Genomic DNA, 26415 nt, shown 5'->3' with positions numbered 1-26415 from the left:
GGCACCTGGAGCCCAATGTGTCCCAACCAGATGCTTTTCCGCAATTAAATAGCGTATAGTGTGCATCGGCGGCTTGCCACAAGAATCGCATGCGAATTTTGAGGCAAGCCGCCTAACGAACTGGGAATACTCCCCCAAGACGAGAAAGGGACTTGCGTGAAAAATCTTCTTGCCGAGTTCAAAGAGTTCATCATGCGCGGCAACGTCATGGAGCTGGCAGTCGGTATCATCATCGGCGGCGCGTTCACCGCGATCGTCGCATCGCTGACGGGCGACATCATCAACCCGCTCATCGTGCTGATCTCCGGTGGCGGCACCGAGGTGTCCGGCCTGACCATCCCCGTTGCCGGAACCGAGAAGGGCATCGACTTCGGCGCCTTCATCACCGCTATCATCAACTTCCTGATCATCGCTCTGGTGGTGTTCTTCCTGGTGAAGGCCGTGAACAAGGCCATGACCATCGGCAAGAAGCCGGTCGAGGAAAAAGCTGCTCCCACCTGCCCCTTCTGCCTGGAAGAGGTCAAGGAGGGCGCGACGCGCTGCCCGCATTGCGCCGGCGAGTTCGAGCACCCCGCCGCCTAGCATCAGGCGAAGATTCGCCCTCCTATCGGGAGGGACACCCGCTTCACCAAAGAAAAGGCCCCGCATCGACGGGGCCTTTTCATCTCAGACGGCAGCGACCGAACCGAGCTAGATCTTGTACATGTACTGGAACACGTCTTCGCGCTGAAGCGTGATCTGCACGCCCAGCTGCTCGGCCGTCTCGGCAAGCCGATCGTGCACCGTGTTGAAGTCGGCGACCGCCTCGTCCAGCGTGACCAGCATGGTCATCGAGAACATCTCGCCCAGAATGGTCTGACTGATATCGTTGATGTTCGCTCCGCAATCACCCAGCGCCGTTGAAACGGCAGCGACGATCCCCGTGCGGTCCTTGCCCAAAACCGAAATAACGCACTTCATACAGCTCCCTTTCAACGAAAACCAACTGCTGTAAGTCTAGCGCCCGCACGCCGCGCCGAGCGCGTCGGCGAGGTAAGCGGGCGATGAGCACCTAGTCGCGGCGAGCGAAGATCAGATGCATCGCCTCGTTGCGCGTGGCCTGATTCGTCTTGAACGCGCCGCGCACCGCGCTGGTGGTCGTGGACGAACCGGGCTTTTTCACCCCGCGCATGCTCATGCACATATGCTCGGCCTCGATGACCACGATCACGCCCCGCGGCCCCAGCTCTTCCACCAGCGTGTCGGCGATCTGCGAGGTCAGGCGCTCTTGCACCTGGGGACGCCGGGCGAACACCTCCACCAGGCGCGCGAGCTTCGACAGCCCGCAGATCTTGCCCTCCGCCGACGGGATGTAGGCGACGTGGGCCTTCCCGAAAAACGGGGCCAGGTGATGCTCGCACATCGAGTAGAAGGGGATGTCCTTGACCAGGACCATTTCCTCGTGCCCCTCGTCGAACAGGGTCTCGAAATGCTCGCGGGGGTCCTGCGTCAGGCCCGCGAACACCTCCTCGTACATGCGCGCGACGCGCTCGGGCGTCTTCTGCAGGCCCTCGCGATCGGGGTCTTCCCCCACGCCCTCCAGGATCATCCGCACGCCGGCTTCGATCTTCTGCAAATCCATGGATCAGCCCTTCTTAAAACGAAATCTCGAGGGAAACGGGGCAATGGTCCGACCCGAACACCTCGTTGTGGATGCTGGCCGCCTCGATCTTATCGGCAACCGAGTCGCTGACCAGGAAATAGTCGATACGCCATCCCGCGTTGTTGGCGCGCGCGTTGAACCGGTAGCTCCACCACGAGTAGATGCCCTCGCGATCGGGGTACAGACTCCTGAACGTATCGGTGAACCCGGCGTCCAGCAGCTCGGTGAACTTGCCGCGCTCCTCGTCGGAAAAACCGGCATTACCGCGGTTTGACGATGGGTTCTTCAGGTCGATCTCGTTATGGGCCACGTTGAAGTCGCCGCACATCACCACAGGCTTCGGAGACGACGCTGCAGCGCCGTCGGGAACGACCCCGGCCTCCAGGCCCTTGCAGAAGTCCCGGAACGCATCGTCCCAGGCCATACGATGGTCGATGCGGGCAAGGCCGTTCTGCGCGTTGGGCGTGTACACGTCGACGAACCAGAATTCGGGGAACTCGCAGGCCACGATGCGCCCTTCGGTGTCGAGCTCGGCGATCCCCAGCCCATGCACGACCTGCAAAGGCTCGCGCTTCGAGAACACCGCCGTCCCCGAATAGCCCTTCTTCTCCGCATAGCTCCAGTAATCGCGGTGATGAGGCAGGTCGAGCTCGATCTGGCCTTCCTGGAGCTTGGTCTCCTGCAGGGCGAAGATGTCGGCGTCGAACGCGGCGAATATGTCGTCGAAACCCTTTTTCGCGACGGCGCGCAGGCCGTTCACGTTCCATGACACGAAGCGCATGGGCTCCCTTCCTATCCGAACCCTTCGGCTGCGCCGAGCAATCCCGTCCGATTCAGCCGGGACCGCAACGCAGAGAAGGCGCTATTTATGGTACGGCTCGCCGCGCGAGATGCGCTGGGCTCGATACAGCTGTTCGAGAAGCACCACCCGCGCCAGGTTGTGCGGCAGCGTGATGGCCCCGAACGAAAGCGTCTCGTCCGCACGGGCGCGCACCTCGTTGCTCACCCCGCACGATCCGCCGATCACAAAGGATATATCGCTTACCCCCGAAAGGGCGAGCGCGTCGAGCCTTTCCGAAAAAGATTCGCTTGACCGTTGCTTTCCGTCGATGGCCAGAAGCACCGTATGCGTGCGCGGCCCCAGAGCCGACAGGATCGCCGAGCCCTCCCGCGCAACCGCCTCGGACTCTCCCCCCGCCTTTCGCGGATCGACGTCGGCCACTTCCGCCACCGACGTCTTCGCGTAGGGCTGCAGGCGCTTGAGGTACTCGTCGCATGCGGAAACCCAGAACCGCTCCTTCAGCTTGCCAACGGCGACTACGGTGAAACGCATGATCAGGAGGCCTTTCCCGACGAACCCGACTCGGAAAGGGCCGCCCAGTCAGATCCCAGAACCACGAGGAAATCGGAAGAGAGGATGTAGTTACCGTCGTTCATCATGGCGCTTCCCGCACCCAGCGCTTCGGCTATCTGCTCGGCTTCGTACTTGTTGGTGGCGCTGTTGTACACGACGACGGTCTTGTCGTAGTCGAAGCTCTCGGCGTTTCCGGTGGACACGTTCGTGAACCCGGCTTCCTTCAGCTTCGCCGCGGCCTTGTCGCCCAACCCCGTCACACCGCATCCGTTCCTCACCGAAACCGAGGCGTTCTTCTGCGCCGTCGTAAGCTCCTCGCCCGTAGTAGCGATCACCGTGCCCGACGTCTCGTCGACGATGGCCTCGCTCGAAGGCGGCTCGCCGTTGTTCATGCGCGCGATCATGGCCTTCCACTCGGCCTCATTCGTGTAGGTGTACCAACCGCCGTCAACGTACTTCGAGGTCACCGGCTCCATAGCCGTGTAGATATCGGTCTGGGGATCCAGCCCCCGCATCGTCTGGGCCAACCCGATGATGTCGGTCACGTTCAGGTCGGTGGTCACGTGCTTGGTGAGCGCTGATACGGTCGAGGCGATGGTGGCCGGATCGGACGACAGCATCTTTTTCGCAATGGCCGAAAGCACCAGGCGCTGATTGGCGGCGCGCATGGAGTCGGGATCGGCGTAGTCCCCGTAGGTGTTGCGGGAACGGCACAGAATGAGGGCCTGATCGCCGTTGAGGGTTTGAAGGCCCGCGTCGAGGTGGCCGCCCGCGTCGGAATCGTTGATCTCGACGGGGACGTCTACCTCGATGCCGCCCAGAGCATCGACGATTTCCTTGAATCCGTCGAAGTTGATCTCGGCGTAGTGGTTGATATCGACCCCCGCCATCTTCGAGACGGTTTTCACGCTGAGAGCCGGACCTCCGAAGGCATGGGCCGCATTCAGCTTCTGTTCGCCATATTCTCCCAGATCAACCAAGGTATCTCGGTGAATCGAGACCATGGCGACCTTTTTGTTCACCGGATCGATCCGCGCCAGCATGATGCTGTCGGTGCGGAACGTCCCGCCGAAATACTCGTCGTTATCGCGCTCGGCGCTCTCGTCGGTGCCCATCAGCAGCACGTAGAAGGGCTTGTTCGCCATATCGGTCTTCACCAGGACGTTATCAAGCGATCCGCCCAGGTACCCATGGAGGTTCCCGTTGAGGTACCAGTTCGCGGCGAAAGCCAGCCCCGCACCTACCACCAGCACCGCGGCAAGCGCGATGCCCGCTATGCGCAGCTTCCCGCCCCGGCGCTTCTTCCCAGGCGCGACCGAACCTCCGCGACGCTCGTAGTTCTCGCGGCCATAGCTGCTCCTGGTTCGGGCTGCGCGGTTGTCGTCGGGCACTTTCACACGGGACTCACGGGCCATGCGCGCCGAAGCCCGCGAACCGCGACGGGGCGAACCTTCCTCGGGAAAGCCGTCGAAGCCCTCCTCGTAGCGAGGATCGTAGCCGTTTTCCCCGTATTCGGGTTCGACTCCGCCGTTTCTTCGAGCCCAATCATCCCAAGCTGCCATGCGCCATCCCCTATCGTACGTTTCTCGTTCGTTTCAATGGCCCGTTAGATCTATCGACAAGGCACCGACGCGCTAGAGCGCCCCCAGGCGCCTCCTCATGAATCCGTTCGCCGCAAGCTCGGCCGCATCGTCGATCTCGGCCAGCCGCACTTCCCCGGTGCCGTCGAGGCGGGCTCGGCGCTCGTACGCGCGACGCAAAAGCTCGTCGGCGACCTCGGGGTTCTTCGACAGAAGGGGGCCGTGCAGGTACGTCCCCAGCATGTTGCGGTACACCGCCCCGTCGGCACGGTCGGCGTCGTTGTTGCCGTTTCCCACCTGCGCACGCACCGTTCCGAACGGCGCGAGCCCCGCAGCGGGATAGGTGCGGCCCGCATGGTTCTCGTATCCAACCACGGGGGTCCGCGCCCAGGCGGTGTCCAGCACCACGTCGCCGATCAGGCGGTTGTGAGAGCCACCTTCCGCGCGCTTCGTCTCGACATCGAGCAGGGAAAGGCCCGCGACGGACTCGTCGCCCATCAGCCACGTCGATCCCGCGATCTGATAGCCTCCGCAGATGGCCAGGGCCACGCCGCCGTCTTCGACGTATGCAGCCAGGTCGTCGCGCATGGCGAGGAGCCCGTCGGAAGCGAGGCGCTGCTCGCGGTCGGGACCCCCTCCCAGGAACACGATATCCGCTTGCGAGAAATCGAGATCGCCCGGACGCTCCACGCGAACGACGCTTACGGGCAATCCGCGGCGCCTCAGCCGCTGGGCAAGCACGGTCACGTTGCCGCCGTCGCCATACAGGTTCAGCAGATCGGGGAACATGTGCGCGATGACCAGCGGGCGCACCTCTTCGTTTGCAGCGGGGGCCGGAATCGGCGCCGGCTGGGGCTGCACCGGATGCGCCTGCGCAATCTGGTCGAGCGAGCAATTCGCCTGGGCGAGCCGATCGAGATCGGCCTTCACCGCGGGAAGGGCCGTGTAGTTCGCGATGAGGTAGACGCGGGCGTCCGGGCACTCCGAGGCGGCGTGGGAAAGGACCTCGCTCGCGCTTTCCACCAGGCGCGATTCAACGCCCGCATACTTCAGGCGCACCTGCATATCGTGCTTGCGCGCACCTCCGGCGAACGCGACCAGTCCCTCGATCTGGAAAAGCTCCTGGAAGTCGATGTCCCACAGCCACGAAACGTCTTTCCCGTCGGCCTCCTTGTCGTTGATGAAGAACGCGACGACCTTCTTCCCCTCGCCCTGGGTTATCAGCTTGAGGTTCTGGTTGAATCCCGTCGGGTTCTTGGCCAGGTTCAGCAAAGTCGGCACCCCCGCGATGTCATAAGCCTGCAAACGGCCGTTCTTCGGGTCGAACGTCTCGATGGTTTCGTTGAGGATCCCCGCCGAAACGCCCAGCGCCTGGGCCGCAACGTACACGGCAAGCAGGTTGTACACCATGTACACCCCGCTGAACGGGGCGGCGATATGATCGAGGGCGCATGTCCCCTGAACGCCGAAAGACAACCCCGTCTCGTCCACCACGACATGCTCGGCCGCATAGTCCAGATGCGCGCGCGAGAAGCCGCACCGGGGGCAGCGATAGCTTCCCAACTGGCCGTACTGGCGGTAGTCGTATTCCAGCAGCGACGAGCACTGCTGGCATATGTGAGCGTCGGCCACCGTGTTCTGGTCGAGCCCCAAATCCTGGCCGATCCCGAACGCCACCGTCTTGTTGGGGCATCGATCGGCGATGGCCTGGCACAGCGGATCGTCGGCGTTGTAGATCAGGACGGTATCCGGCGACTTCTCCAACGCCGAGACGATGCTACCCTGGATATGGTCGATCTCGCCTACGCGATCGAGCTGGTCGCGGAACAGGTTCAAAAGCAGCACGTAATTCGACTGCAGAAACGGCAGGATCTTCGCCAACCACAGCTCGTCGGTCTCGAACACGCCCCAGTTGGCGGACTTGGTGTGGAGCAGCGCGGTGGCGACGCCCGAGTCGAGGTTCGCCCCCGTGCGATTGCACACCACCTCCATACCGGCCCGCTCTGCGGCATCGGCAAGGAGGTTCGTGCAGGTGGTTTTCCCGTTCGTCCCCACCACCAGAATCGATCCGGCCGACAAGCGCGGGCGCAGGTGCGCAAGGAGGGCGGGGTCGGCGTACAGGGCGATCTTCCCGGGGAAGTTCGCCGCAGGGCGCCGAAACACGTTCTTCAATCCCCAGGTAGACAAGGCGCTAAGAGCGCGGGCGCCGACAAATCGCAAGCCCATCCGTTCCTCCGTTTTGGTTGCTTCGTTTCCAGTCGAGATCCAGACCGGGTGGTACAGTGCCGTCAATTATACGGGAACGAGAGTCGACAAGGGGAAATGAAGCACTATATACAGAAGCGGGCGGCTCACCCCGGAAACGAGCGGCCAAAATAACGCCCCGATGACGAGAATGTCTCGACACGGTAAAGATCCCGCAATTCCATAGTGCGCAATCGAAAAACGTGAGAGAGTGTAGCCACCGCAAAGGAAGCGGAGCGAATCCCCTTCCGAAGCGGATTGACAACCTCCTTTCGTTGACACGGCGAGCAGGCCTTCCTTCCCCCTCCTGAACCTGCTCGCAACCAGGGCACCCCCTTTGCCCGAACAAGCTATGGCCCGCAGAACCCCCTTTCTCTGCGGGCCATCTCTTTTTTTCAGCGCCATCCGATGCCGCGCGCCCGAGGCGGACGGCCCCCAGGCGGCCCGACCGCGCCACGGTCGCCTCCCGGCGCCCTCGATGTCGGCGGGAGCGGCTCCCAAGCGGCTCGATCGCGCACCGGCGCTTCCGCAAACCGCCCGCAAGCCTGCCTACGTGCGGAAACAGGCAGACTTGTGCGGGCTTGGTGAGGAACGGCGATGCCTTGCAGGTTGCCAGACGGTTGGGTATACTGCATTCCTGCACTTGAAAGAGTGCGCGCGCCAACGTGGCTCAGCTGGTAGAGCAACGCACTCGTAATGCGTAGGTCAGCGGTTCGAATCCGCTCGTTGGCTCCATAAAAAACGAGGTCAGACGTTTGTCTGGCCTCTTTTCGTTTCGCGGAGGCGAAGCTTGCCAGCCTACGGTGCGCAAACCCCCCTTGAACCTCGAAACCTACATGCGATAATCGGCACAGGAAACCTCATCGAAAGGACCCTTCATGAGCGCGGACTCAGCTGTTCGATTCACGGCAAGCGACGAAACGACCCAGATAATCAAAAGAACAGCAGGGGAAATCGAGCCTCAGGTCATCGAGATGCGGCGCTACTTCCACATGCATCCCGAGCTGAGCGGGCAGGAATTCCGCACCGCCATCCACATCGAAACCATCCTGGACAAGCTGGGGGTCGAGCACAGAAGAGTCGCCGGGACCGGCATCATCGCCACCATACGGGGAGAAGCGCCCGACGCCTACGACGCCCAGGGAAAGCCGCGGCGGCGCGTGGCCCTGCGCGCCGACATCGACGCGCTGCCCGTGACGGAAAGGACCGGGGTCGCCTACGAGTCGTACAACGAAGGAGTCATGCACGCCTGCGGACACGACTGCCACATCTCCATGATGCTGGGCGCCATCGACATGATCACCCGCCTGAAAACCCACCTCAGAGGCGAGGTCCGTATCATCTTCCAACCTGCCGAGGAAATATCCGACGGCGCCATGATGATGATCGGCGCAGGGGCCATCGAGGGCGTCGACGCGATTTACGGGGCCCATATCTGGAGCGAAGTGGAGGCGGGCACCATCTCGTGCGAACCGGGGCAGCGCATGGCGCACACCGATTGGTTCCGCATCGATATCAAGGGCGTAAGCTCCCACGGGTCGATGCCCCACAAGGGAATCGACGCCGTCGTGGTCGGAGCCGAGCTGGTCACGGGCCTGCAGGTGCTGGTGAGCCGCGATACCTCCCCCTTCGAGCCGGTGGTGGTGACCGTCGGCGAATTCCACTCCGGAGAGGCCCGCAACATCGTTTCGGGCTCGGCCTACCTCACGGGAACCATCCGCACCTGGAGCGACAAGATGCGCTCGGAGGTGCCCGAGCGCCTGAAGCGCATCGTGGTCGAAGTGTGCTCGGCATTCGGGGCGACCGCCACGTTCTCCTACGAGAACGGCAACCCCGGGCTGTCCAACGACCCCGAACAGGCCGCGATCTGCCGCGGCTCCATCGAGCGCGTGCTGGGTGAAGACGCCCTGGCCACGTACCGCGGCACGCTGTCGGGCGAGGACTTCAGCGAGTACCTGAATCGCATTCCGGGCGTGTTCGTGTTCGTGGGAGCGCGCAACGAAGAGCTGGGATGCGTGCATCCTCAGCACAGCTGCTTCTACAACGTGGACGAAAGCGTGCTGATCAAAGGCTCGATGGTCGCAGCCCAGTGGGCCGCCGACCAGCTGGCCTGATCGCGTTAAGAGACCGGCTTGTCGTCGGGTGCGGCCGGGGCGTCGAACAATCGCGGCACCTTCCACTCCCCGACGGTCGAGGGAACGCCGTCCCAGCGCGGATCGTTGTACACCTTCATGGAATCGGGGCGGGCGGCGCAGATCAGCGTGAGGTCGAACTCGCGCGCGAGCTCGATGGTCAGATCGGTGGGAACCGCCTTCGACACCAGGATGGGAATGCCCGCGCGGATGGCTTTCGTCACCATATCCACCGGGATGCGGCCGCTGGTGTAGATGATCGCCTGCGACAGATCGTCATGGTTGCGCAAAGCACAGCCGATCACCTTGTCGAACGCGTTGTGCCTGCCCAGATCCTCACAGGTGTATAAAACGTTGTCCCCGATGGCCAAATAGCAGCTGTGGGCCCCGAACGTTCGGCGATGCATGGGCGTGTCGCCCGAGAACAGGTCGGCCAGCCGGAATATCCAGGCGGGCTCCCACGGCACCGGCGTCACGGGCTCCATGCCCTGCCCGACGGTCTCCAACACCTCGAACACCTTGTTCCCAGTGCAGCACGACGGGATGATAGGGGCCGATACCGGGCGCAGATCGCGCTTCTCCTTCAACAGCACGCGGATGATGGTCGCATGCTCGCAAAGGTACATGAACTCGACGTCGTCGGCCGATTCTATGATCCCTTCGGTGAACAGCCGCCCCAGCACGAGCTCCTGCAGATCGAACGGGGAGCAGACGATGCGCATGCTCAGCTTGCCGTCCAGATACACGTCCAGCGTGTGCTCGCCTTGGACGTCTTCCTGCTCGAACCCGCGACGGCCGTCCCTCAGGTACACCTCGGCCGGGTATTCGAAAACGGCCACCTGCTCTTCGGATCGATCAAGAGATTCCACGCTGTCCCCCGTACGTACTTCGCCATTCGGCGCATGCGCATCCGCCGCGCCGGCGCCGGCGGAAAGGTCGCCGAAGCCGATCGCGCACGGGCAACGCGCCGCGCGATTCGCATTCTTCCACATTCGCCGCCACCGGGAAACCCTAGGGCATCCCAGGTATGAATTAGATGGTATTTGGACAAATTCCCGCACATGAACACGGGTATGTGGCAATATCGACAATCGGATAGCCGCGCCGCCTGGAAATGCGATCCACGCGCATCGAAGGGCCGGCAAGCAAACGCAGCATAGACGCAACACCCGCCGAACTTTGGCGAGCTAGGAGATCGCATGGGCCTTTTTTCCCGTTTCGAGAACAAGATGGAAGACACGCTGGAAGGCGCCGCGAACAAGATGTTCGACGCACCCATCTCACCCGTTCAGATAGCTAAGAAATGCGAGAAGCAGATGCGCCGCGAGACCATGGTGGGCGCCGGCAAACAGTTCGCCCCCACGCTGTACACCATCCTGGTCAACCCCGGCGACGACGAGCGCCTGTTCGGATACTACCCCACCCTCGCCGGTGAGACCGAAACCTACCTGAGCGCCAAGGCCGCCGAAGAAGGCCTGGTCATGGACGGTCAACCGCTCGTGCGCTTCGTGGTCGACGAAACGCTGAAGCACGGCAAGTTCGACGTGATAGCCGAAGCCGTCGCCGCGCCCATCATCGCCCAGCTGCGCGAAGAAGAGCTGGTGCGCTACGGCATCGTGGCCGCTCCGGCCAAACCCCAGCCCGCATCTGGGTACGCCCAGCAAGTGTCCGACCGCGCCTCCCGGGCCCAGGCCCGCCCCGCTGCGGGCGAATACGGCCAGAACGCCTATGCGCCCGAAGCCGTGCACGCCGGGTACGCCCAGCAGAACTCCCAGAACCTGGACGACCCCGCGCTCGTCGGCTACGCGGAGCGCGCCGGGGCGCCCGCGCGCAAGCCCCCCCTGCCCTACGTTCCCGAAGAAGAGATCGACTACTCCATCGACTACGGCCAGTACACCTTCGACAGCGAGGACTTCGAGGATTACCGCTCGAAGGCCGAGAAGGACCGCCGCAACCGAGCTATGTACGGAACCAGCCAGCCCCTCGAGCAGGATCGCGCCGCGCGACGCGGCGGAGCGCCGGCGGTTGCGCCCATTCCCGTGGGCGGCGCTGCGATGGCGCCGGCCGCCCCGCGACCCGATGACGGAAGCTACGCGACCCGCAGCAGCAATTCCCTGCCGCTGGCCGGGGCACGACGCGCCCGCGTGATCGACCGCGCCTACCAGCGCACCTACGATCTGGCCGGGGCCCACATAACCCTGGGCCGGGGAACCGGCAACGACATCGTCGTGCAGGATTCGGCCGCAAGCCGCCGCCATGCCGAGCTGCGCCTGTCCCCCCAGGGGTATTGGACCCTCACCGATATGGGCTCGACCAACGGAACGCTGGTGAACGGGGCCGCCATCACCGTGCAGACGCTCCAAAACGGCGACACCTTCACCATCGGCAAGACCAACTTCCAGTTCGTCGTCGGTTAGCCGCATCCGTCACCGTATGTCGCGAGCCTGTACGCCACTACTGCTTAGGAGCGTTTTATGATCGACGTCGTTCTGCTTGCCGGACGACTTCTGTTCGTCGCGTTGCTGTTCGTGTTCCTGTTCGCCGTCATGCGGACGGGTATCGGACTGGTGCGCGGACAGCGCAAGAAAGAGCGGACCTGGAACCTTTCGGTCGAGAAGGGCCCCAAGGAACTGCGCGGGGTCTCGATCGTCGTGCGCGGCCCGGTCATCGTCGGCCGCAGCCCCAACGCCGACATCGTCATCGGAGCCGGCTACGTTTCCGCGCGCCATGCGCGTTTCACCCTCATGGGGCAGAACCTCTTCGTCGAGGACCTGGGCTCCACCAACGGAACCGCCGTCAACGGGCAGCTGCTGAACGGCCCCTCCGCGCTGCGTAACAACGACATCGTCAACGTCGGCGACGTGGCCATTCGAGTAAGGCACAGCTAATGGGTCGCCGCAGCTCATACCGATCGACCGAACGCTCGCGCAAGGGGGCCATCACGCCTTTCGGCAGCCGCACCGATATCGGGTGCGTGCGCGACCACAACGAGGATTCGCTGATCGTGGCCCCGCCCCTGTACGTCGTAGCCGACGGGATGGGGGGACACGCCGCCGGCGAGGTGGCGTCCGAGATCGCCGTCAGCACCATCGCCAAACACGTTCCCGCTCATCCCGACGCCCTGGCGCTGGGAGAAGCGGTCAAGCAGGCCAACCAGGCCATCATCAAGGCCGCCCGGGACGGGGTGGGCCGCGAGGGGATGGGCACCACCTGCACCGCCGCGATGCTCGAGAAAGACAAGCTGGTCATCGCGCAGGTGGGAGACTCGCGCGCCTACCTGCTGGGCGACGGCCACCTGCACCAGATCACGCGCGACCACAGCCTGATGGCCAACATGATCGAAGCGGGCCAGATCACACCCGAGGAAGCGCGGTCGCATCCCAACCGCTCGGTCATCACCCGCGCTCTGGGAAACGACCCCGCCACCGAGCCCGACCTGTTCGAAATCGACGTTCAGGCGGGCGATAGGTTGCTCCTGTGCTCGGACGGACTGACGGGCATGCTGCGCGACTCCCAGATCGAATCCATCATGACGCGCGTGAAAGACCCCCAGCGGTGCGCATCCCAGCTGGTCAACGAGGCGATCGCTGCGGGCGGGATCGACAACATCACCGTCATCATCGTCGATATCGTGGGCCAGCGCGAAAAGCAGATCAAGCGCATCGCGCGCCGCACGAAGATAACCGTCGCGTTCGCCTTCATGCTTCTGATAGCCGTGATGGGCGCCGGGGCCTACGGTTCGTGGTGGTACCTGAACCATTCGGCCTACCTCGCCGACGATAGCGGGTACGTGGCCATATACCGCGGAGTGCCCGGCGAGGTGCTGGGATTCAGCCACTCCGAGCTGGTCGAGAAAACCGACGTGAAGGTAAGCGACCTGCCCGCCGGAAGCGCGGACCGCATCCAGGACACCTTGCGCGTATCCGACCTCGACGAGGCATACGACCTGGTCGATCAGTATCGCGAGGAGATCAGCTCCCGAAAGGAGGCGAGTAAGCTTTGACGCGCCGCAACCTCGAACTCGCCCTCCTCGTCATAGGGGCCCCCGTCGTCATCCTGCTGTTCGCCATGCTCGCCCTGAACCAGGGCGAATCCATCTCGGTGAACTCGCTGGGGGTGCCGCTGGGGATCTTCGGGGCGTTCCTCGTATCTCACCTGGCCGTGCGCCGCTTCGCCCCCGAGGCCGACCCCGCCATCCTGCCCATCGTGTTCGTGTTGGCGGGCATCGGCATCTGCTTCGTCACCAGGCTCGCCCCCGATCTGGCGGTCAACCAGGTCGCTTGGCTGTTCGTGGGCGTCGGGGCCATGGTGGGCGTGCTGGCCCTCTCCCGCAACATCGAGAAGGTCGCGAACTACAAGTACACCTTCATGCTACTGGGCATCGCGCTGCTGCTCTCGCCCATGATCCCCGGCCTTGGCCAGGAAATCCTGGGAAGCCGTATCTGGCTGCACATCGGATCGTTCTCCTTCCAGCCCGGCGAGGTGGCCAAGATCGCCATCGTGCTGTTCCTGGCAGGATACCTCTCCACCAACCGCGAGATGCTCTCGGTGTTCACCATGAAGGTGGGGCCGCTACACGTGCCCGACCTGCGCACCCTCCTTCCCATGCTGGTCATGTGGGTCGTCGCGCTGCTGGTAGTGGTCTTCGAGAAGGACCTGGGCAGCGCCCTGGTGTTCTTCTTCGTGTTCCTGGCCATGCTGTATGCGGCCACGGGGAAGAAAACCTACCTGGTCGTGGGCATCGGGTTAATCGCCGTGGGGTTCCTCGGTGTCTGGGGCACCTTCTCGCACGTGCAGACCCGCGTCGCGAACTGGCTCGATCCCTTCGCTGATGCGCAGGGCGCGGGATACCAGATGGTCCAGGCCCTGTACTCCATCGTCGACGGCGATATCTTCGGCCGCGGAATCGGGAACGGCCTCGCGGTTCAGATCCCCGTCGTCGAAAGCGACTTCATCTTCGCCTCCATCGCCGAGGAAACCGGCCTTCTGGGAGCGTCGGGCGTGCTGCTCTTGTACGTCAGCCTCGCCATCCGCGGCTACGTCACCGCAAGCCGCGCGAAAAGCGACTTCAGCTCGTTTATGTGCGTCGGACTGACCACCATCATCGTCTTGCAGGCGTTCATCATCGTCGGCGGCGTGACCGGGCTCATCCCGCTCACCGGCCTCACCCTGCCCTTCATCAGCCAGGGCGGCTCGTCGCTTCTGGCCAGCTTCATCTCCGTGGGCTTCCTTCTGCGCTGCGGTGACGAGGCCACGGGCGTCAGCGAGGAGATGGCCAACGCGACCGTCACCATCAACAACAACAGCGTGCTGGGGCGCGTGTCGCTGGGCAGGCGCCTCACCCACTCGATCATCGCGTTCGGCCTGCTGTTCTCGCTGCTCGTGGGCAACCTCACCCAGCTCATGGTGGTCAACGCCGCCGAATACCAGTCCATGCCCGGCAACAACCACACGCTGGCGAAGAAGGCGCGCATCCAGCGCGGCACCATCACCACGGCGGACAACGTGGTTCTGGCCGAGAGCGTGAAGAACGACGACGGCACCTACAGCCGCGTCTACCCCGCCGGATCGCTGGCCAGCCAGGTGGTGGGCTACCAGTCGAACCAGTACGGAACCAGCGGCATCGAATCCACCCAGGACGAAGCGCTGACCGGCACCACCAACCACGCAACCTGGCTGGATGTGCTGAACCAGGAAGCGGGCATCACCACGGCGGGCAACAGCGTCGAGCTCAGCCTGAACTCCACCGTTCAATCCGCCGCGCAGAAGGCGCTCGAGGGCTACACCGGGGCCTGCGTCGTGATGAACCCCAAGACCGGGGCGATCCTCGCTATGGCCTCGAGCCCCACGTACAACGCCGCCGACTTCGAATCCGTTATCAAATCTGCCGCGCAGAATGCCGATGGCTCCACGTCAAGCCTGGTCAACCGAGCGACGCAGTCGCTTTACGCCCCCGGCTCGACGTTCAAGATCGTCTCGCTTGCCACCGCGCTGGAAAACAACGTCGCCACACCCGAAACCACCTTCACCTCTCCCGGCGAGATCACCATCGGCGGGGGCAAGGTCACGAACTTCGACTCGAACGACTACGGGACGCTCACCCTCAGGCGCGCGACCGAACTGTCGTCCAACACGGCGTTTGCCCAGCTCGGTCTGAAGATCGGGGCGACCACCCTGGTCTCGGGCGCCGAGAAGTTCGGGTTCGGCACCAACCTGAAGTTCGACCTGCCCACCGCAACCTCCCTCATGGCAGACCCCAAGACCCTCAGCGACTGGGAGCTGGCCTGGGCGGCGATCGGCCAGCCCGTCGGCGACGATGCCGTCGTCGGCCCCCAGGCCACCGTGCTGCAGATGGCGATGGCGGGAAGCGCGATCGCCAACGACGGCACCGTTATGAACCCCTACCTGGTTCAATCCATCTACAATGCCAACGGGGAGCGCAGCTTCACCGCGACGCCCAGCGTGCTTTCCCAGGCGGTGAGCGCCGAGACCGCGACGCGGGTACGCGACGTGCTGAAAGGCGTAGTGAACAACGGAACCGGCACCGCGGCCCAGATCCAGGGCGTTCAGGTTGCCGGAAAAACCGGAACGGCCGAAACGGGCAAGGAGCTCGACGACAGCTGGTTCGTGGGCATGGCGCCCGCGGACGATCCCAAAGTCGTCATCGCCATCGTGCTCGAGCAAGACGGAACCGAGGGCGACGGCGCTGCAAAAGCGCAAAATGTGTTGAAAACGGCACTTAAGCAAGAGGGACTTCTCTAAGATGAGGTATTGTAGTAATTCATATTGCCGAAGTCACTTAAACGCAGCATAAACAGGCAAAAAGGAGCACCACGTGACTGGATCGATGACCGGTCGGTTGTTGAACAACCGCTACATGATTACCGAACGAGTCGGCGTCGGCGGAATGGCCGAGGTCTACCGCGCCCAAGACAACGTGCTGGGCCGCACCGTTGCGGTTAAGGTCATGCTGTCTCAATATGCTGAAGACGAGGTGTTCACCGCACGGTTCCGCCAGGAAGCGGCGGCGGCGGCCAACCTGCAGAGCCCCTACATCGTGAACGTGTACGACTGGGGCCAGGACAACGGCACGTACTACATCGTCATGGAATTCGTCCGCGGCAGCGACCTGAAAAACGCCATCAACCAGCGCGGGGCCATCAACCAGCGCAAGGTTGCCGAGATCGGATCGCAGGTCTGCCAGGCGCTTTCGGTGGCGCACGGGCTGGACATCATCCATCGCGACATCAAACCGCAAAACATCATGGTGCAGCCCGACGGCAACGTCAAAGTCATGGACTTCGGCATCGCACGGGCGAAGAACTCCACCATGGCCAAAACCTCGGCCGTCCTGGGAACCGCGCACTACATCTCCCCCGAACAGGCGCAGGGAAAAGACCTCACGCCCGCCAGCGACATCTACTCGCTAGGCGTCGTGCTGTACGAATCCGTCACGGGGAAGCTGCCCTTCGACGGCCCCGATGCGGTGAGCGTCGCCATGAAGCAGGTGCAGGAGGCCCCCGTGCCCCCCAGCCAAGTGAACCCCGCGATCGATTCCGACTTCGAGGCCATCATCCTGAAGGCCATGAGCAAAAACCCGCTCGACCGCTTCAACACAGCGCTTGAGATGCGGCGCGCGCTGAACGACTACCTGGCGGGCCGCACGGTGAACGTCGGCTCGTTCAACACCGCTCAGACCGCCGCAATGACCTCCAACCTCCCGGTGATGAATGCGGGCAACGGGGCCTACGCGGGCGCTGGCTCCACCTCGGTGATGCCCGCGCTGGCCGAAGAGGCCCACAGCACCGGCACAGCGGGCAGCAACGCGTACCTGAACTCGAACAACAAGAAGCAGGGGCGCGGCAAAACCATCGGCATCGTGGTCGCCATCCTCGCGGCCATCGCGCTCATCGCGGCCGCCGTCCACTTCTTGGGAAACGCGGCGGACGGGGTCGAAGTGCCCACCGTTACCGGGTCGACGCTCGAAGAGGCCACCGATTCCATCCAGAAGGCCGGGTTCACCGTCGGATCGGTTCAGTACAGCTACGATTCCTCGGTTGAAGCGGGCAAGGTGGTTTCGCAGGACCCCAAGGGCGGATCCAAGGCGAAGGCGAAATCCAAGATCAACCTGATAATTTCCGAAGGCGAGGAAACGGTCGAGGTTCCCGACCTCACCAACATGACGCCCGAAGCGGCCCAGAAGGCGCTTTCCGCGGCGGGCCTCAAATACGTCGCCGGTGCGGCCGAGCACTCCGACCAGGTGGCATCGGGCAAAGTGGCACGTCAGAACCCCGAGGCCGGCACCAGCGTTCCGGCAGGCTCGTCGGTCACCTACTACCTCTCCGCCGGTGAAGAGACCGTCAAGATCCCCAACGTCGTGGGCATGAGCGAAAGCAAGGCCAAGGTCACGCTCGAAAACGCCGGGTTCTCCGTCGAGGTGGAGAAAGCTTCCAGCTCCAGCGTCAACGAGGGCGACGTCATCAGCCAGACCCCCGGGGCCAACAGCGGGGCGAAAGCCGGGACCACCGTGCTGATCACCGTCAGCGCCGGAACGAAGAGCTACACGGTAAAGGTGACGGCCGGAGAGGGCGGAACCGCCTGGGCCGAACCCGACACGGTGAGCGAAGGCGGAAGCGTCACCATTCGTTACCAGGCCAAGCCGGGATACAAGGTGTCCCAAGCGACGGGCGCCACGGGAACCGACTTCAAAGCTACCAGCAACACCGAGGGCAGCTTCACCGTCAACAACGTGACTCAGAACCTCAGCATATCCGTCACCTTCGTACCCGATTCGAGCGGTAACACCAACGGCGGCGGGAACGGTCAAACCGGCAACAACACCAATACGGGCGGAGGAACAACGTCCAACTAGGGCGCTCACCATCTGCTACAATGTTCAGCACGCCCTCGTAGCTCAGGGGACAGAGCACCGCTCTCCTAAAGCGGGTGTCGGCCGTTCGAATCGGCCCGGGGGCGCCATCGAAACCATCGGGCCGCACGTCGAACAGATTTGCGGTCCGTTTCGTTTCCCGACGAGGCCAAGGTCTGGCATCATCCTCGGCGAAGGGGAAACCGCAAGATCGGATTGCGGTCCAGGCTCCGGAATACGGCCCGCCCGCCTCGAGAAAAAGCGAGAAAGGACGCCGGGTGTCCCAGCCGGTTCTCACAGCCAACCAGAACAAGATGCTCGTCGATGGTTACGAGGTCTTTTCGCAGGCGTTCCCAGCTGAAACGACCGAGCTGAACCGATTCTCATACAAGCACTTCGGCAACCCCAACCTGCTTGAAACGCCCGCCACCTTCACCTACGAAAACGGGCGGGCGGTTGCAATGCAGTGGTACCAGGGCGTGCCCATCTCGTATGGGGAAGACGTCATCAGGGCGGCCATGACCGCCGATACCGCCGCTGTGAACGAAGGTCGGGGCTTCCCCTTCCTCAGATGCTTCCTCGAAGGAAACAAGAAGATGAAAGAGCTGGGAATCCCCTTCCGCATGGGCAACCCCGACGCCGAATCCTTCCCCGTCGTCACCAAGCTCGGCGATACCGTCATAGAGAACTTCAACCAGGTGTATATCACTCGGGACGAGCTTGGCGAACGAGCCCCCTTCTCGAGCCTGGGCGGCGCCATCGGGCTGCGGCGCCCGAGCCCGCTCGAGCGCATCAACCGCCTTTCGAAGCGGGCGAAGGGCCTCGCCTTCTCCGAATCCGACGCCTGCCCGTTCTCCGACGCAGATTACCGCCGCATCAACGAGGAAAGACTTTTCTCGCTGAGCCGCGGCGACACCTATTACCGATGGCGCATCGACGGACAGCCGGGGAAGTCGTTTCGCTACCTCGTAGCCCGAAAGAACGGCGAGCTCGCCGGCTTTTTCGTCGTATGGCCGCGCGAAGACGGCTGGACCGAGCTTATGGACTGGGGCCTGTACCTCGATGAGGCGGGAAACAAAGCCCTGTTCGCAGCGCTTTTATCGCGCTGCATAACCTGGGGTTCGAGCTTCTTCGCCTCGTTCCTCAGCGAAAGCCGAGACGAGATGCGCTATTTCAGAAACGTAGGGATAAACCCCTATGCCCCTCAAGGATCCCCCGTTATCGACCACATAACGATCGCCCTTTTAGACGAGGCTTTCGACAAGCGCGTCCTTGATGGGTCGAACTGGAAGATACGCAAGTCCGACCTGGATTTTTCTATGAACAGGCTATAAGAAACGGGGCTGGTATATGCAAACGACCGCGATCGATCTCTTCAAATCGTCACTTCGAGCCAGGCCCGAGAGAGTGCTGTTCTCAGACGAACGGAAGGCCGTTACGTATGCGCAAGCCGACGAGTCCACCTCCCGAATCGCACGGGCCGTGCTTGCCCGAAAGCTATCGAAGCAGCCGGTGGTGATCTTCCTCGACAAGACAGTCGAGTGCCTCGAGGCCTTCCTCGGCGTGATGCGCAGCGGAAACTTCTACTCTCCCATCGAAATAAGCATGCCTGCGCGCAGGATCGAATCGATCTTTTCCACCCTCGAGCCAAGCCTCGTCATCAGCGATGGAAAACTCAAGGACCGTCTGGGCGCAGCCGGATACAACGGGGATATCATCGATCTGTCCGAGATCGATTCTGAGCCCTTGGCCGACCCAAGCGAGCTTGAGCGCGCTGAACGCTCTATCATCAGTACCGACCTTCTTTACGTGCTGTTCACATCAGGCTCAACCGGCGTCCCCAAGGGAGTCGCCGTCTCGCACGGCTCGGTGATCGATTTCGTCGAGTGGACCACCTCCACCTTCGGCCTGTCCGCCGAGACGGTCCTGGGAAACCAAGCGCCCTTCTATTTCGATAACTCGGTGCTCGATATCTACTCCGCACTGCGCTGCGGAGGCCGAGCCCACATCATCCCTCCCGAGCTGTTCGCGTTCCCCGCACCCTTGTTCGAGCATATGCGGAACAGCGGCGTGAACACGATCTACTGGGTTCCCTCGGCACTCGTGCACGTCGCGAACCTGAAGGGACTGGAGGGAGGAGACCTTCCCGACCTGGAAACCATTTTGTTCTGCGGCGAGGTCATGCCCAACAAGCAGCTCAATCAGTGGAGGAGGGCGTTTCCCGAATCATTCTTCGCAAATCTCTACGGTCCGACGGAAGCAACGGTGGCCTGCGGATTTTTCGCCGTGGATCGCGCCTTCAGCGACGACGAACCCCTCCCTATGGGGGCAGCGCGACGCAATACGGAGTTCCTCCTGCTGGATGAGCACGATAAGCTGGTCACCGAACCGGAGAGGATCGGCGAACTCTGCATAAAAGGGGCCTGCCTCGCCCGCGGGTACTACGGAGCACCCGAGAAAACCGCAGAGGTCTTCACCCAGAACCCCTGCAACCCCCACATACCCGACACTATCTACCGCACCGGGGACCTGGCTTATTACAACGAACTGGGCGAGCTTGTCTTCTCGTCCCGGAAAGACTTCCAGATCAAACTGGGAGGGCGAAGGATAGAGCTGGGCGAGATCGAAACCGCCGCTTCAGCCGCCCCCGGTGTCGAGCGATGCTGCTGTCTGTTCAACGCCCCGGAAAGCAAGATCGTGCTGTTCGCAAGCGGTTCGGTCGACAAGGCGTCCCTGAGAAACGACCTGCGCGACAGGCTGCCGCGCTACATGATTCCCGCTTCCATCGCGATCATCGACAGCCTTCCCTTGAATGCGAACGGCAAAATCGACCGTGCGAAACTGAAGGAAATGCTCTGATGGTCGGCGTCGCGGGCAAAAACCCTTCCCCTGTAGCATCGCTTCAAGAGTTTTTCGAGATCATGAGAGCTTTTAAGGAAAGCGCCACGGGAGGTGCCTACGGTAACTGCTACCTTATGCCGAACAGGGTCGAACCCCTCGTCATCGAAGGAGCTCTGAGCTTCGCTGCCGACGAAACCACCTTGATATTCTTCGAGCGGCGCGACGGGTTCACCCAGATCCACTTCCTGCGGAAAGAGGCGGCCTACAGCGAGGTGCCGGACAAGGCGGCCCTCGACATGCTCGCCGAACCCCGAGAAGAGCCTCTGATGGCAGAGATCCCCTTCTCTGCGAAATCCACAGGTGAAAATATTCCCGGCGCCGCACGCGCATCGGTCGATTTTCTCGAACGATGCGGCTTTTCGATCATCCGCATCAGCCGGCGGCTCTCGCTGCGGCCCACCGTGCGCAACAACCAACCCGGCGAGTCCGAAAACGGCCGCGGTTTTGATGCCTCGTCACTCATCGAGATCGCAAGCGTTTCTGATGCAGCATCCATAAGCCGAATGCTCGAAAAGGGCTTCGATCCGTTCTGCGACTACATTCCAACCGATCGGGAGCTGCGCGACATCCTCTCGTCAGGCAGGGTTTACTGCATACGAGACGCCTCAGAAAGCCCCGTCGCCTTCCTGCATTGGAGCCGGTCGGGGGCTGCCAGCGAACTCAAGCACCTTTACGTCGAGGACAGCGCTCGCGGCTGCGGATACGCCCGCATGCTGGTCCGCCGCTATCTTGAAAACCTGCCCCTAGACGTGAAAACCCGCTTCCTCTGGGTAAACGACGCGAACGAACCCGCGCTGGCCTTGTACGATGACCTTGGTTACCGGTTCGATGGCCGAAGAGCTGTCGAGTTGACGAAAGGGATATAGATGGAAATTTCAACCGAGCAGATTAAGCAAATAGTCGAAAACGTCAATCCCTCGGCTCTGAACAGCGACGGCCTTATTGAAGAAGGAGCCCTGGATTCCCTCGACATCGTCACGCTCGTGGCCGATTTCGAGGAAGCCGTCGGCGCTTCGATCGACGTTTCCTACATCACGCCCGAAAACTTCAGCAGCATCGAGGCGATGGCTGCATTCCTTAAGAAGGCGCAAGGTGAGAACTAGCGAACCGAAGCCGATGGTGTTCTTCGTCCCCCATCAAGACGACGAATACCTGACGTTCGGTCTGGCCATTCTCAGGGCCTCGCAAACCCACGACGTGCACGTGGTGCTGTGCACCGATGGCAGCCTGGACGACACGCGCAACCAACTGGGAAGCGGAAAACGCTGCTACCTTCCCGAATTGGGAAAAGGGCGACGCATCCATTTCGGCAGGCACCGCTACGATATCTCAGTACAGGAATTCATCGGAATCAGAGACGGGGAATTCCGCACGGGATGCGAGCTTTTGGGAGTACGTCCGAACAATGTCCATATCGCCCCAAATCGCGCCGTCGATGGCAGCCTCTCGCCTGATCTGGCAAGCGAGATCATCCGCGACTACCTGTCCACGCTACCCGAGGCCGTCGTCTGCACCGAGGTTCCCATCGACTGCCCGCTGTACGACCCGAACGCCCCCGGCTACAGCGACGTGTATCACTCGGATCACCATGCGCTCGGAAACGGGGCGCGCATACTTTTCGAAAGCGGGAAGATAACCGAACTCATCTACTACGCCGACCCGTATTACCTGCAGCTTTTCAAGAACGCTGCTCCGCATATCGATTTCAAGGCACTTGTGCCCAACCAAACGGAGCTCGGCGTGCTGCGCAAAGCTGCGAAGGCCTATCGGCGCTGGCGACCTTCCCGCCGGCAGTTCGCAGTTGCCTGGCACAGCGCATCCCCTCTATTTCCGCAGGTAACCGGCGATTGGAACAACTACTTTTACCGAGCCCCGCGATAAAAAGGCGGCCGCGCGGTGCGACCGCCTTCGGTGCTTTTCTGCTGCAGCCCTCTACCGAGCCGCCGAGCGCTTCCCCAGAACGGGAACCGCCACCGCCAGAACCGCCAGGCCGAACACCAGCGACGGCCACGGGCTCATCGTGAACCCTGCCATCAGGTACCCGATGAAGCACACCACCATGACCAGCGTCGCGTACGGAAGCTGGGTAGACACATGACGCAGATGGTTGCACTGCGCGCCCGTCGAGGACAGGATGGTCGTGTCGGAAATGGGAGATACATGATCGCCGTACACAGCCCCGCCCAGCGTTGCGCCGATCGCAACCAGGAACAGCGGGTTGTCCGCCGGAAACACGCCCAGCACGATGGGAAGGATAAGCGCCACCGTGCCCCAAGACGTGCCCATCGCAAACGCAATGAACGCCGCCACCAGGAATATGATGGCGGGAAGCAGCGCCAGGCTCGCCCCGATGCTGGTAAGGAAGCTGGACACGAACTCGCCGGTGCCGATCATGTAGCGGCACACACCGCCCAGCGACCAGGCAAGAACCAGGATCATAATCGCACCCACCATCGAGCGCACGCCCTCCGAGATCCCCTCGGTGAACCCCGACAGGGTGGTCAGCCCCCGCGGAAGGAACATCGCGGCAGCGACGCACAGGGCCACCACCACGCCGATGCACAGTCCCGAAATGGGATCCTCGCCAACAGCGGTGGCGAAATCGACGCCTTCGAAGAACCCGCCGACAAACAGCATTCCCACGATAGAGAAGATGATCAGCGCGATAATGGGAATAACCAGGTCGTACACGCGCCCCTTATCGGAAACGTTCAGGCCCTTGTAAGCCTCGGAAGCCGCCTGGGCCGCGCAATCGATGTCCGCCTCTTCGGTGACCACGGCAGGAACCTCGGGACGACCCGCCAGTTCGTCATCGGACTTGCCGTCGATCCCCATCGAGGACGCCTTCTTCAAAGCACCCGTCATGCTCAGCCGAACCTCGCGCCCCTCGGCGGCGGCCATCTGGGCCTCGCGCATCGGGCCGAACTCGGTGGCGGTGATGATCATGTAGAACACGAAGAAGATGGTGAGCAGCGCATAGAAGTTGTACGGGATAGACGCCACGAAGGTGCTGAACCCGTCTTCGCCCATGTATCCGCCGATCGCGACGGCCCACGAAGAGACCGGGGCGATGATGCAGACGGGGGCGGCCGTCGAGTCGATGATCCACGCGAGCTTCTCGTGGCTCACGCGGAACCGGTCCGTCACGGGACGCATCACGGCGCCCACGGTAAGGCAGTTGAAATAGTCGTCCACGAAGATGATGATGCCCAGCACCGCACTGAGAAGTTGGGCCATCTTCGCGTTCTTCACGCGCGTGGCGACGAACTCGGCGTACGCGCGCGATCCGCCCGCGATGGCGATGACCACCACCAAGGCTCCCAGCAGCGCCAGGAACAAGATGAGCGCGGCGTTGCTTGAAATCTGCGTGGCCATCAGCTGTGGAAGCATGGTGAATGCGCCTATGGCCTGCGACACGCCCGGCCCGTCAGCGGAAAACGTGTAGATCAGCAGCCCGGAGAGCACGCCGATGGTCAGCGAGGAATACACCTCCTTGGTGATCAGCGCGAGACCCAGCGCCAACAACGGAGGCAGAATTGACCACAATCCTGTTGCAATCAGGTCGAACCCTTCCATAACGTTCCCTTCCAACTTCCCTGTATAAGCAAATCCATTCGCTAGTATAAGGTACCGACCCTGCATCGCAGAGCTGGCCGCCCAACCTTTTGCCCGAGCGCGATGTCGGCGCGCCCGAAAGCCCCGCGAGGCAGCCGGAGCGCCCGACGCAGGCGCGGCCGACGCAGGTGCGGGCGGCGCCCCTAGTAGCGGTTATCGAAGATGCGGCGCGTCTTCTTCTCGGAACGGGGCAAATCGCCGACAGGCACGCCTTTGGCGATCGGCGTCATGCCGATCTTCGCCTTGAATATGGCCTCGAGGTTGCGCTCGACGGCCTCGCGATCCTCGCCCGTCGCCTCAGTCTCGAAGAACACCGTCATGATGTCGTGACCCATCATGTGGTCGATCATCACCTGGTATTCCGACGACGTGCCGTCCGTGAAGGCGATGACCTCCTCGATCTGGGCGGGGAACATGTTCACGCCCTTGACCTTTACCATATCGTCGGTGCGCCCCGTGATGATGTCGATACGCGGATGGGGGCTGCCGCACTCGCACGGACCGGGGACGATGCGGCTGAGGTCGTGAGTACGGAAACGCACCAGCGGGGCGCCTTCCTTCTGCAGCGTGGTGAGCACGATCTCGCCGGTCTGGCCGTCGGGAACCGGCTCGCCGGTCTTCGGGTCCACGATCTCCAGATACACATAATCGCTCCAGATGTGCATGGCGCTGTCGGCGCGGCAGTTGATGCCGATGCCGGGGCCGTACACCTCGGTGAGGCCGTAGATGTCGTATAGCTCGACCCCCAGCTCGCCGGCGATGCGGGCGCGCATCTTCTCGCCCCAGCGCTCGGATCCGATGATGCCCTTGCGCAGGCAGATCTTGTCGCCGATTCCGCGCCGCTCGATCTCTTCGGCAAGCAGGAGCGCATACGAGCTGGTCGCGCACAGAACCGTGGACTTCATATCCATCATCATCTGCAACTGCTTATCGGTGTTGCCCGGGCCCAGCGGCACGGCCATGGCTCCCAGTCGCTCGACGCCCGCCTGGAAGCCGATGCCGGCGGTCCACAGCCCGTAACCGGGCGTGATCTGCACGCGGTCGCGCGGCGTGACGCCCGCGTACTGGTAGCAGCGCGCGAACTGGATAGCCCAATCCTCGATATCCTTCTTGGTGTAGGGGATGATGACGGGCGTGCCGGTCGTCCCCGAGGACGAATGGATGCGCACGATCTTCTCCTCGGGCACGGCAGCGAGCCCCAGCGGGTAGGCTTCGCGCAGATCGCCCTTGTCAGTGAAGGGGAGTTTGCGGAAATCCTCCAGCGTCTTCACATCCCGCAAGTCGATGCCCTCGAACTTCTTCGCGTAGAAAGGCGAGCGCTCTTTGAGCGTCTGGAAAGACGCCAGCACGGTGGTCAGCTGTTGAGGGGTCATATCCATATCCGTCCTGCTCTCTTCCTAAGAATGGGCCGCGCCCGCGCAAAGCGCGAGGCTTGCGCGAACCCGCGGCCCCACCATAGTAGCCTAGTCGCTTTTCCGAAGCGTTTCGATCACCGCGTCGACCGCGTCCTGGTTCATCTTCACGAAGCGGGGCTTCACGCACACCTCGATGGCGCGTTTGAGGTCGTCGGGGCCAAGGGGCAGCCTCGAACGGTGAACCGCCACCGAAAGCAGGATGGTGTTCAGGGCCTTCCTGCTTCCCACCAGCCGCACAAGCGCAGCGTCGTCCACCGTCTCCAAACGCTCGGGAGCGGCCGAGAAGGCTTCGGCCAAACGGCCGATAACGGCCTCGCCATCGTAAGGTTCCCTGCTCAAAGAGGCGGTAACGGGCTGAACGGAGGTTCGCGCGGTCACCAGCATGCCGTCGTCGGCCAGGTACGGAAGCACGCGCGCGGCCTCGGCCGGCTCGAACGCGACGATCAGATCGGCCGACTTCCTGCTCAGAAGCGGCGCGTACACCTCTTCGCCCTTGTCGCCCATACGCACGTGCGACACCACGTTGCCCCCGCGCTGAGCCATGCCGATGGTCTCGGCCGTGCGCACGTGCCAGCCCTTGGCCTGGGCGGCCTGGGCAAGTATCTTGGCGGCCAGCACCGTCCCCTGGCCACCGACACCCGTCAGAAGAATATCCAGCATGAC

The 26415-nt window shown here is 62.7% G+C and carries 22 protein-coding genes and 2 tRNA genes; 14 read left to right on the top strand and 10 right to left on the bottom strand.

Annotation, left to right across the window (positions count from 1 at the left end; genetic code table 11):
- Positions 1-156: 156 nt before the first annotated feature.
- Positions 157-582 (top strand): large conductance mechanosensitive channel protein MscL, encoded by a 426-nt coding sequence (gene mscL, locus JI75_RS00290; protein WP_082019669.1) that lies wholly within the window; start codon positions 157-159, stop codon positions 580-582.
- Positions 583-690: 108 nt separating this feature from the next.
- On the opposite strand, the gene JI75_RS00285 is transcribed toward mscL, so the two are convergent.
- The 6 genes from JI75_RS00285 to JI75_RS00260 all read right to left on the bottom strand — a co-directional run bounded on the left by JI75_RS00285 (position 691) and on the right by JI75_RS00260 (position 6802).
- Positions 691-960 (bottom strand): ACT domain-containing protein, encoded by a 270-nt coding sequence (locus tag JI75_RS00285; RefSeq protein ID WP_039687891.1) that lies wholly within the window; start codon positions 958-960, stop codon positions 691-693.
- A 91-nt stretch (positions 961-1051) separates the two neighbouring features.
- A complete protein-coding gene (folE, locus tag JI75_RS00280; protein WP_039687889.1) occupies positions 1052-1621 on the bottom strand; it encodes a GTP cyclohydrolase I FolE in 570 nt (189 codons plus the stop codon).
- Positions 1622-1634: 13 nt separating this feature from the next.
- A complete protein-coding gene (locus tag JI75_RS00275; protein ID WP_039687887.1) occupies positions 1635-2423 on the bottom strand; it encodes an exodeoxyribonuclease III in 789 nt (262 codons plus the stop codon).
- 81 nt (positions 2424-2504) lie between these two features.
- Positions 2505-2975, bottom strand: coding sequence for a 23S rRNA (pseudouridine(1915)-N(3))-methyltransferase RlmH (rlmH, locus tag JI75_RS00270; RefSeq protein WP_039687885.1), 471 nt, complete (start codon positions 2973-2975; stop codon positions 2505-2507).
- 2 nt (positions 2976-2977) lie between these two features.
- Positions 2978-4558 carry an LCP family protein gene (locus JI75_RS00265; RefSeq protein WP_240993179.1) on the bottom strand — a complete coding sequence of 527 codons (1581 nt, stop codon included), beginning with the start codon at positions 4556-4558 and terminating at the stop codon, positions 2978-2980.
- 72 nt (positions 4559-4630) lie between these two features.
- On the bottom strand, positions 4631-6802 hold the full coding sequence (locus JI75_RS00260) for a MurT ligase domain-containing protein (RefSeq protein ID WP_039687883.1): 2172 nt from the start codon (positions 6800-6802) through the stop codon (positions 4631-4633).
- Between the two features lie 677 nt (positions 6803-7479).
- Between JI75_RS00260 and JI75_RS00255 the strand changes: the two genes are divergently transcribed.
- Together JI75_RS00255 and JI75_RS00250 are read left to right on the top strand one after the other, a co-directional pair.
- Positions 7480-7555, top strand: a tRNA-Thr gene (locus JI75_RS00255).
- Between the two features lie 143 nt (positions 7556-7698).
- Positions 7699-8934 (top strand): amidohydrolase, encoded by a 1236-nt coding sequence (locus JI75_RS00250; protein ID WP_039687881.1) that lies wholly within the window; start codon positions 7699-7701, stop codon positions 8932-8934.
- Positions 8935-8939: 5 nt separating this feature from the next.
- Here JI75_RS00250 and fdhD read toward each other — a convergent pair whose 3' ends face one another.
- Positions 8940-9791, bottom strand: a complete 852-nt coding sequence (gene fdhD / locus JI75_RS08880) for a formate dehydrogenase accessory sulfurtransferase FdhD (RefSeq protein ID WP_205911727.1) — start codon at positions 9789-9791, stop codon at positions 8940-8942.
- A gap of 360 nt (positions 9792-10151) precedes the next feature.
- Between fdhD and JI75_RS00240 the strand changes: the two genes are divergently transcribed.
- The 11 genes from JI75_RS00240 to JI75_RS00190 all read left to right on the top strand — a co-directional run bounded on the left by JI75_RS00240 (position 10152) and on the right by JI75_RS00190 (position 22603).
- A complete protein-coding gene (locus JI75_RS00240; RefSeq protein ID WP_039687879.1) occupies positions 10152-11369 on the top strand; it encodes an FhaA domain-containing protein in 1218 nt (405 codons plus the stop codon).
- 57 nt (positions 11370-11426) lie between these two features.
- The gene (locus JI75_RS00235; RefSeq protein WP_039687877.1) at positions 11427-11840 is read left to right on the top strand and encodes an FHA domain-containing protein; all 414 of its coding nucleotides are present in this window, start codon (positions 11427-11429) and stop codon (positions 11838-11840) included.
- Positions 11840-12955, top strand: a complete 1116-nt coding sequence (locus tag JI75_RS00230; protein WP_052241460.1) for a Stp1/IreP family PP2C-type Ser/Thr phosphatase — start codon at positions 11840-11842, stop codon at positions 12953-12955. The genes JI75_RS00235 and JI75_RS00230 overlap by 1 nt, the downstream gene beginning before the upstream one ends.
- The gene (locus JI75_RS00225; protein WP_039687875.1) at positions 12952-15714 is read left to right on the top strand and encodes an FtsW/RodA/SpoVE family cell cycle protein; all 2763 of its coding nucleotides are present in this window, start codon (positions 12952-12954) and stop codon (positions 15712-15714) included. The genes JI75_RS00230 and JI75_RS00225 overlap by 4 nt, the downstream gene beginning before the upstream one ends.
- Before the next feature lie 73 nt (positions 15715-15787).
- The gene (gene pknB / locus JI75_RS00220) at positions 15788-17824 is read left to right on the top strand and encodes a Stk1 family PASTA domain-containing Ser/Thr kinase (protein ID WP_320602346.1); all 2037 of its coding nucleotides are present in this window, start codon (positions 15788-15790) and stop codon (positions 17822-17824) included.
- A gap of 31 nt (positions 17825-17855) precedes the next feature.
- Positions 17856-17931 (top strand) — tRNA-Arg (locus JI75_RS00215).
- 168 nt (positions 17932-18099) lie between these two features.
- Complete coding sequence (locus JI75_RS00210; protein ID WP_039687871.1) at positions 18100-19155, top strand: hypothetical protein; 1056 nt, start codon at positions 18100-18102, stop codon at positions 19153-19155.
- Positions 19156-19171: 16 nt separating this feature from the next.
- The gene (locus tag JI75_RS00205; RefSeq protein ID WP_039687869.1) at positions 19172-20680 is read left to right on the top strand and encodes an amino acid adenylation domain-containing protein; all 1509 of its coding nucleotides are present in this window, start codon (positions 19172-19174) and stop codon (positions 20678-20680) included.
- Positions 20680-21588 (top strand): GNAT family N-acetyltransferase, encoded by a 909-nt coding sequence (locus JI75_RS00200; protein ID WP_039687867.1) that lies wholly within the window; start codon positions 20680-20682, stop codon positions 21586-21588. Before JI75_RS00205 ends, JI75_RS00200 begins: the two co-directional genes overlap by 1 nt.
- The gene (locus JI75_RS00195) at positions 21589-21825 is read left to right on the top strand and encodes an acyl carrier protein (RefSeq protein WP_052241459.1); all 237 of its coding nucleotides are present in this window, start codon (positions 21589-21591) and stop codon (positions 21823-21825) included.
- Complete coding sequence (locus tag JI75_RS00190) at positions 21815-22603, top strand: PIG-L family deacetylase (RefSeq protein WP_144299241.1); 789 nt, start codon at positions 21815-21817, stop codon at positions 22601-22603. The genes JI75_RS00195 and JI75_RS00190 overlap by 11 nt, the downstream gene beginning before the upstream one ends.
- 51 nt (positions 22604-22654) lie before the next feature.
- On the opposite strand, the gene JI75_RS00185 is transcribed toward JI75_RS00190, so the two are convergent.
- The 3 genes from JI75_RS00185 to JI75_RS00175 form a co-directional block, all read right to left on the bottom strand.
- Positions 22655-24298: a Na+/H+ antiporter NhaC family protein gene (locus JI75_RS00185; RefSeq protein ID WP_039687863.1), complete on the bottom strand. Its 1644-nt coding sequence runs from the start codon at positions 24296-24298 to the stop codon at positions 22655-22657.
- A 182-nt stretch (positions 24299-24480) separates the two neighbouring features.
- Positions 24481-25716, bottom strand: coding sequence for a phenylacetate--CoA ligase family protein (locus JI75_RS00180; protein ID WP_039687861.1), 1236 nt, complete (start codon positions 25714-25716; stop codon positions 24481-24483).
- Between the two features lie 84 nt (positions 25717-25800).
- Positions 25801-26412, bottom strand: coding sequence for an indolepyruvate oxidoreductase subunit beta (locus JI75_RS00175; protein WP_039687859.1), 612 nt, complete (start codon positions 26410-26412; stop codon positions 25801-25803).
- Between the last annotated feature and the right edge of the window lie 3 nt (positions 26413-26415).

Source organism: Berryella intestinalis, assembly GCF_000814825.1.
In the GTDB taxonomy this organism is placed as follows: Bacteria; Actinomycetota; Coriobacteriia; order Coriobacteriales; family Eggerthellaceae; genus Berryella; species Berryella intestinalis.
The sequence above is the reverse complement of the archived record's forward strand: the minus strand, read 5'-3'. Positions and strand labels throughout refer to the sequence as shown.

Excerpts from the sequence above, each read along its gene's own strand:
- JI75_RS00285 (WP_039687891.1), bottom strand. The coding sequence starts at position 960 with ATGAAGTGCGTTATTTCGGTTTTGGGCAAGGACCGCACGGGGATCGTC.
- folE (WP_039687889.1), bottom strand. The coding sequence starts at position 1,621 with ATGGATTTGCAGAAGATCGAAGCCGGCGTGCGGATGATCCTGGAGGGC.
- JI75_RS00275 (WP_039687887.1), bottom strand. The coding sequence starts at position 2,423 with ATGCGCTTCGTGTCATGGAACGTGAACGGCCTGCGCGCCGTCGCGAAA.
- rlmH (WP_039687885.1), bottom strand. The coding sequence starts at position 2,975 with ATGCGTTTCACCGTAGTCGCCGTTGGCAAGCTGAAGGAGCGGTTCTGG.
- JI75_RS00265 (WP_240993179.1), bottom strand. The coding sequence starts at position 4,558 with ATGGCAGCTTGGGATGATTGGGCTCGAAGAAACGGCGGAGTCGAACCC.
- JI75_RS00260 (WP_039687883.1), bottom strand. The coding sequence starts at position 6,802 with ATGGGCTTGCGATTTGTCGGCGCCCGCGCTCTTAGCGCCTTGTCTACC.
- JI75_RS00250 (WP_039687881.1), top strand. The coding sequence starts at position 7,699 with ATGAGCGCGGACTCAGCTGTTCGATTCACGGCAAGCGACGAAACGACC.
- JI75_RS00240 (WP_039687879.1), top strand. The coding sequence starts at position 10,152 with ATGGGCCTTTTTTCCCGTTTCGAGAACAAGATGGAAGACACGCTGGAA.
- JI75_RS00235 (WP_039687877.1), top strand. The coding sequence starts at position 11,427 with ATGATCGACGTCGTTCTGCTTGCCGGACGACTTCTGTTCGTCGCGTTG.
- JI75_RS00230 (WP_052241460.1), top strand. The coding sequence starts at position 11,840 with ATGGGTCGCCGCAGCTCATACCGATCGACCGAACGCTCGCGCAAGGGG.
- JI75_RS00205 (WP_039687869.1), top strand. The coding sequence starts at position 19,172 with ATGCAAACGACCGCGATCGATCTCTTCAAATCGTCACTTCGAGCCAGG.
- JI75_RS00200 (WP_039687867.1), top strand. The coding sequence starts at position 20,680 with ATGGTCGGCGTCGCGGGCAAAAACCCTTCCCCTGTAGCATCGCTTCAA.
- JI75_RS00195 (WP_052241459.1), top strand. The coding sequence starts at position 21,589 with ATGGAAATTTCAACCGAGCAGATTAAGCAAATAGTCGAAAACGTCAAT.
- JI75_RS00185 (WP_039687863.1), bottom strand. The coding sequence starts at position 24,298 with ATGGAAGGGTTCGACCTGATTGCAACAGGATTGTGGTCAATTCTGCCT.
- JI75_RS00180 (WP_039687861.1), bottom strand. The coding sequence starts at position 25,716 with ATGGATATGACCCCTCAACAGCTGACCACCGTGCTGGCGTCTTTCCAG.
- JI75_RS00175 (WP_039687859.1), bottom strand. The coding sequence starts at position 26,412 with ATGCTGGATATTCTTCTGACGGGTGTCGGTGGCCAGGGGACGGTGCTG.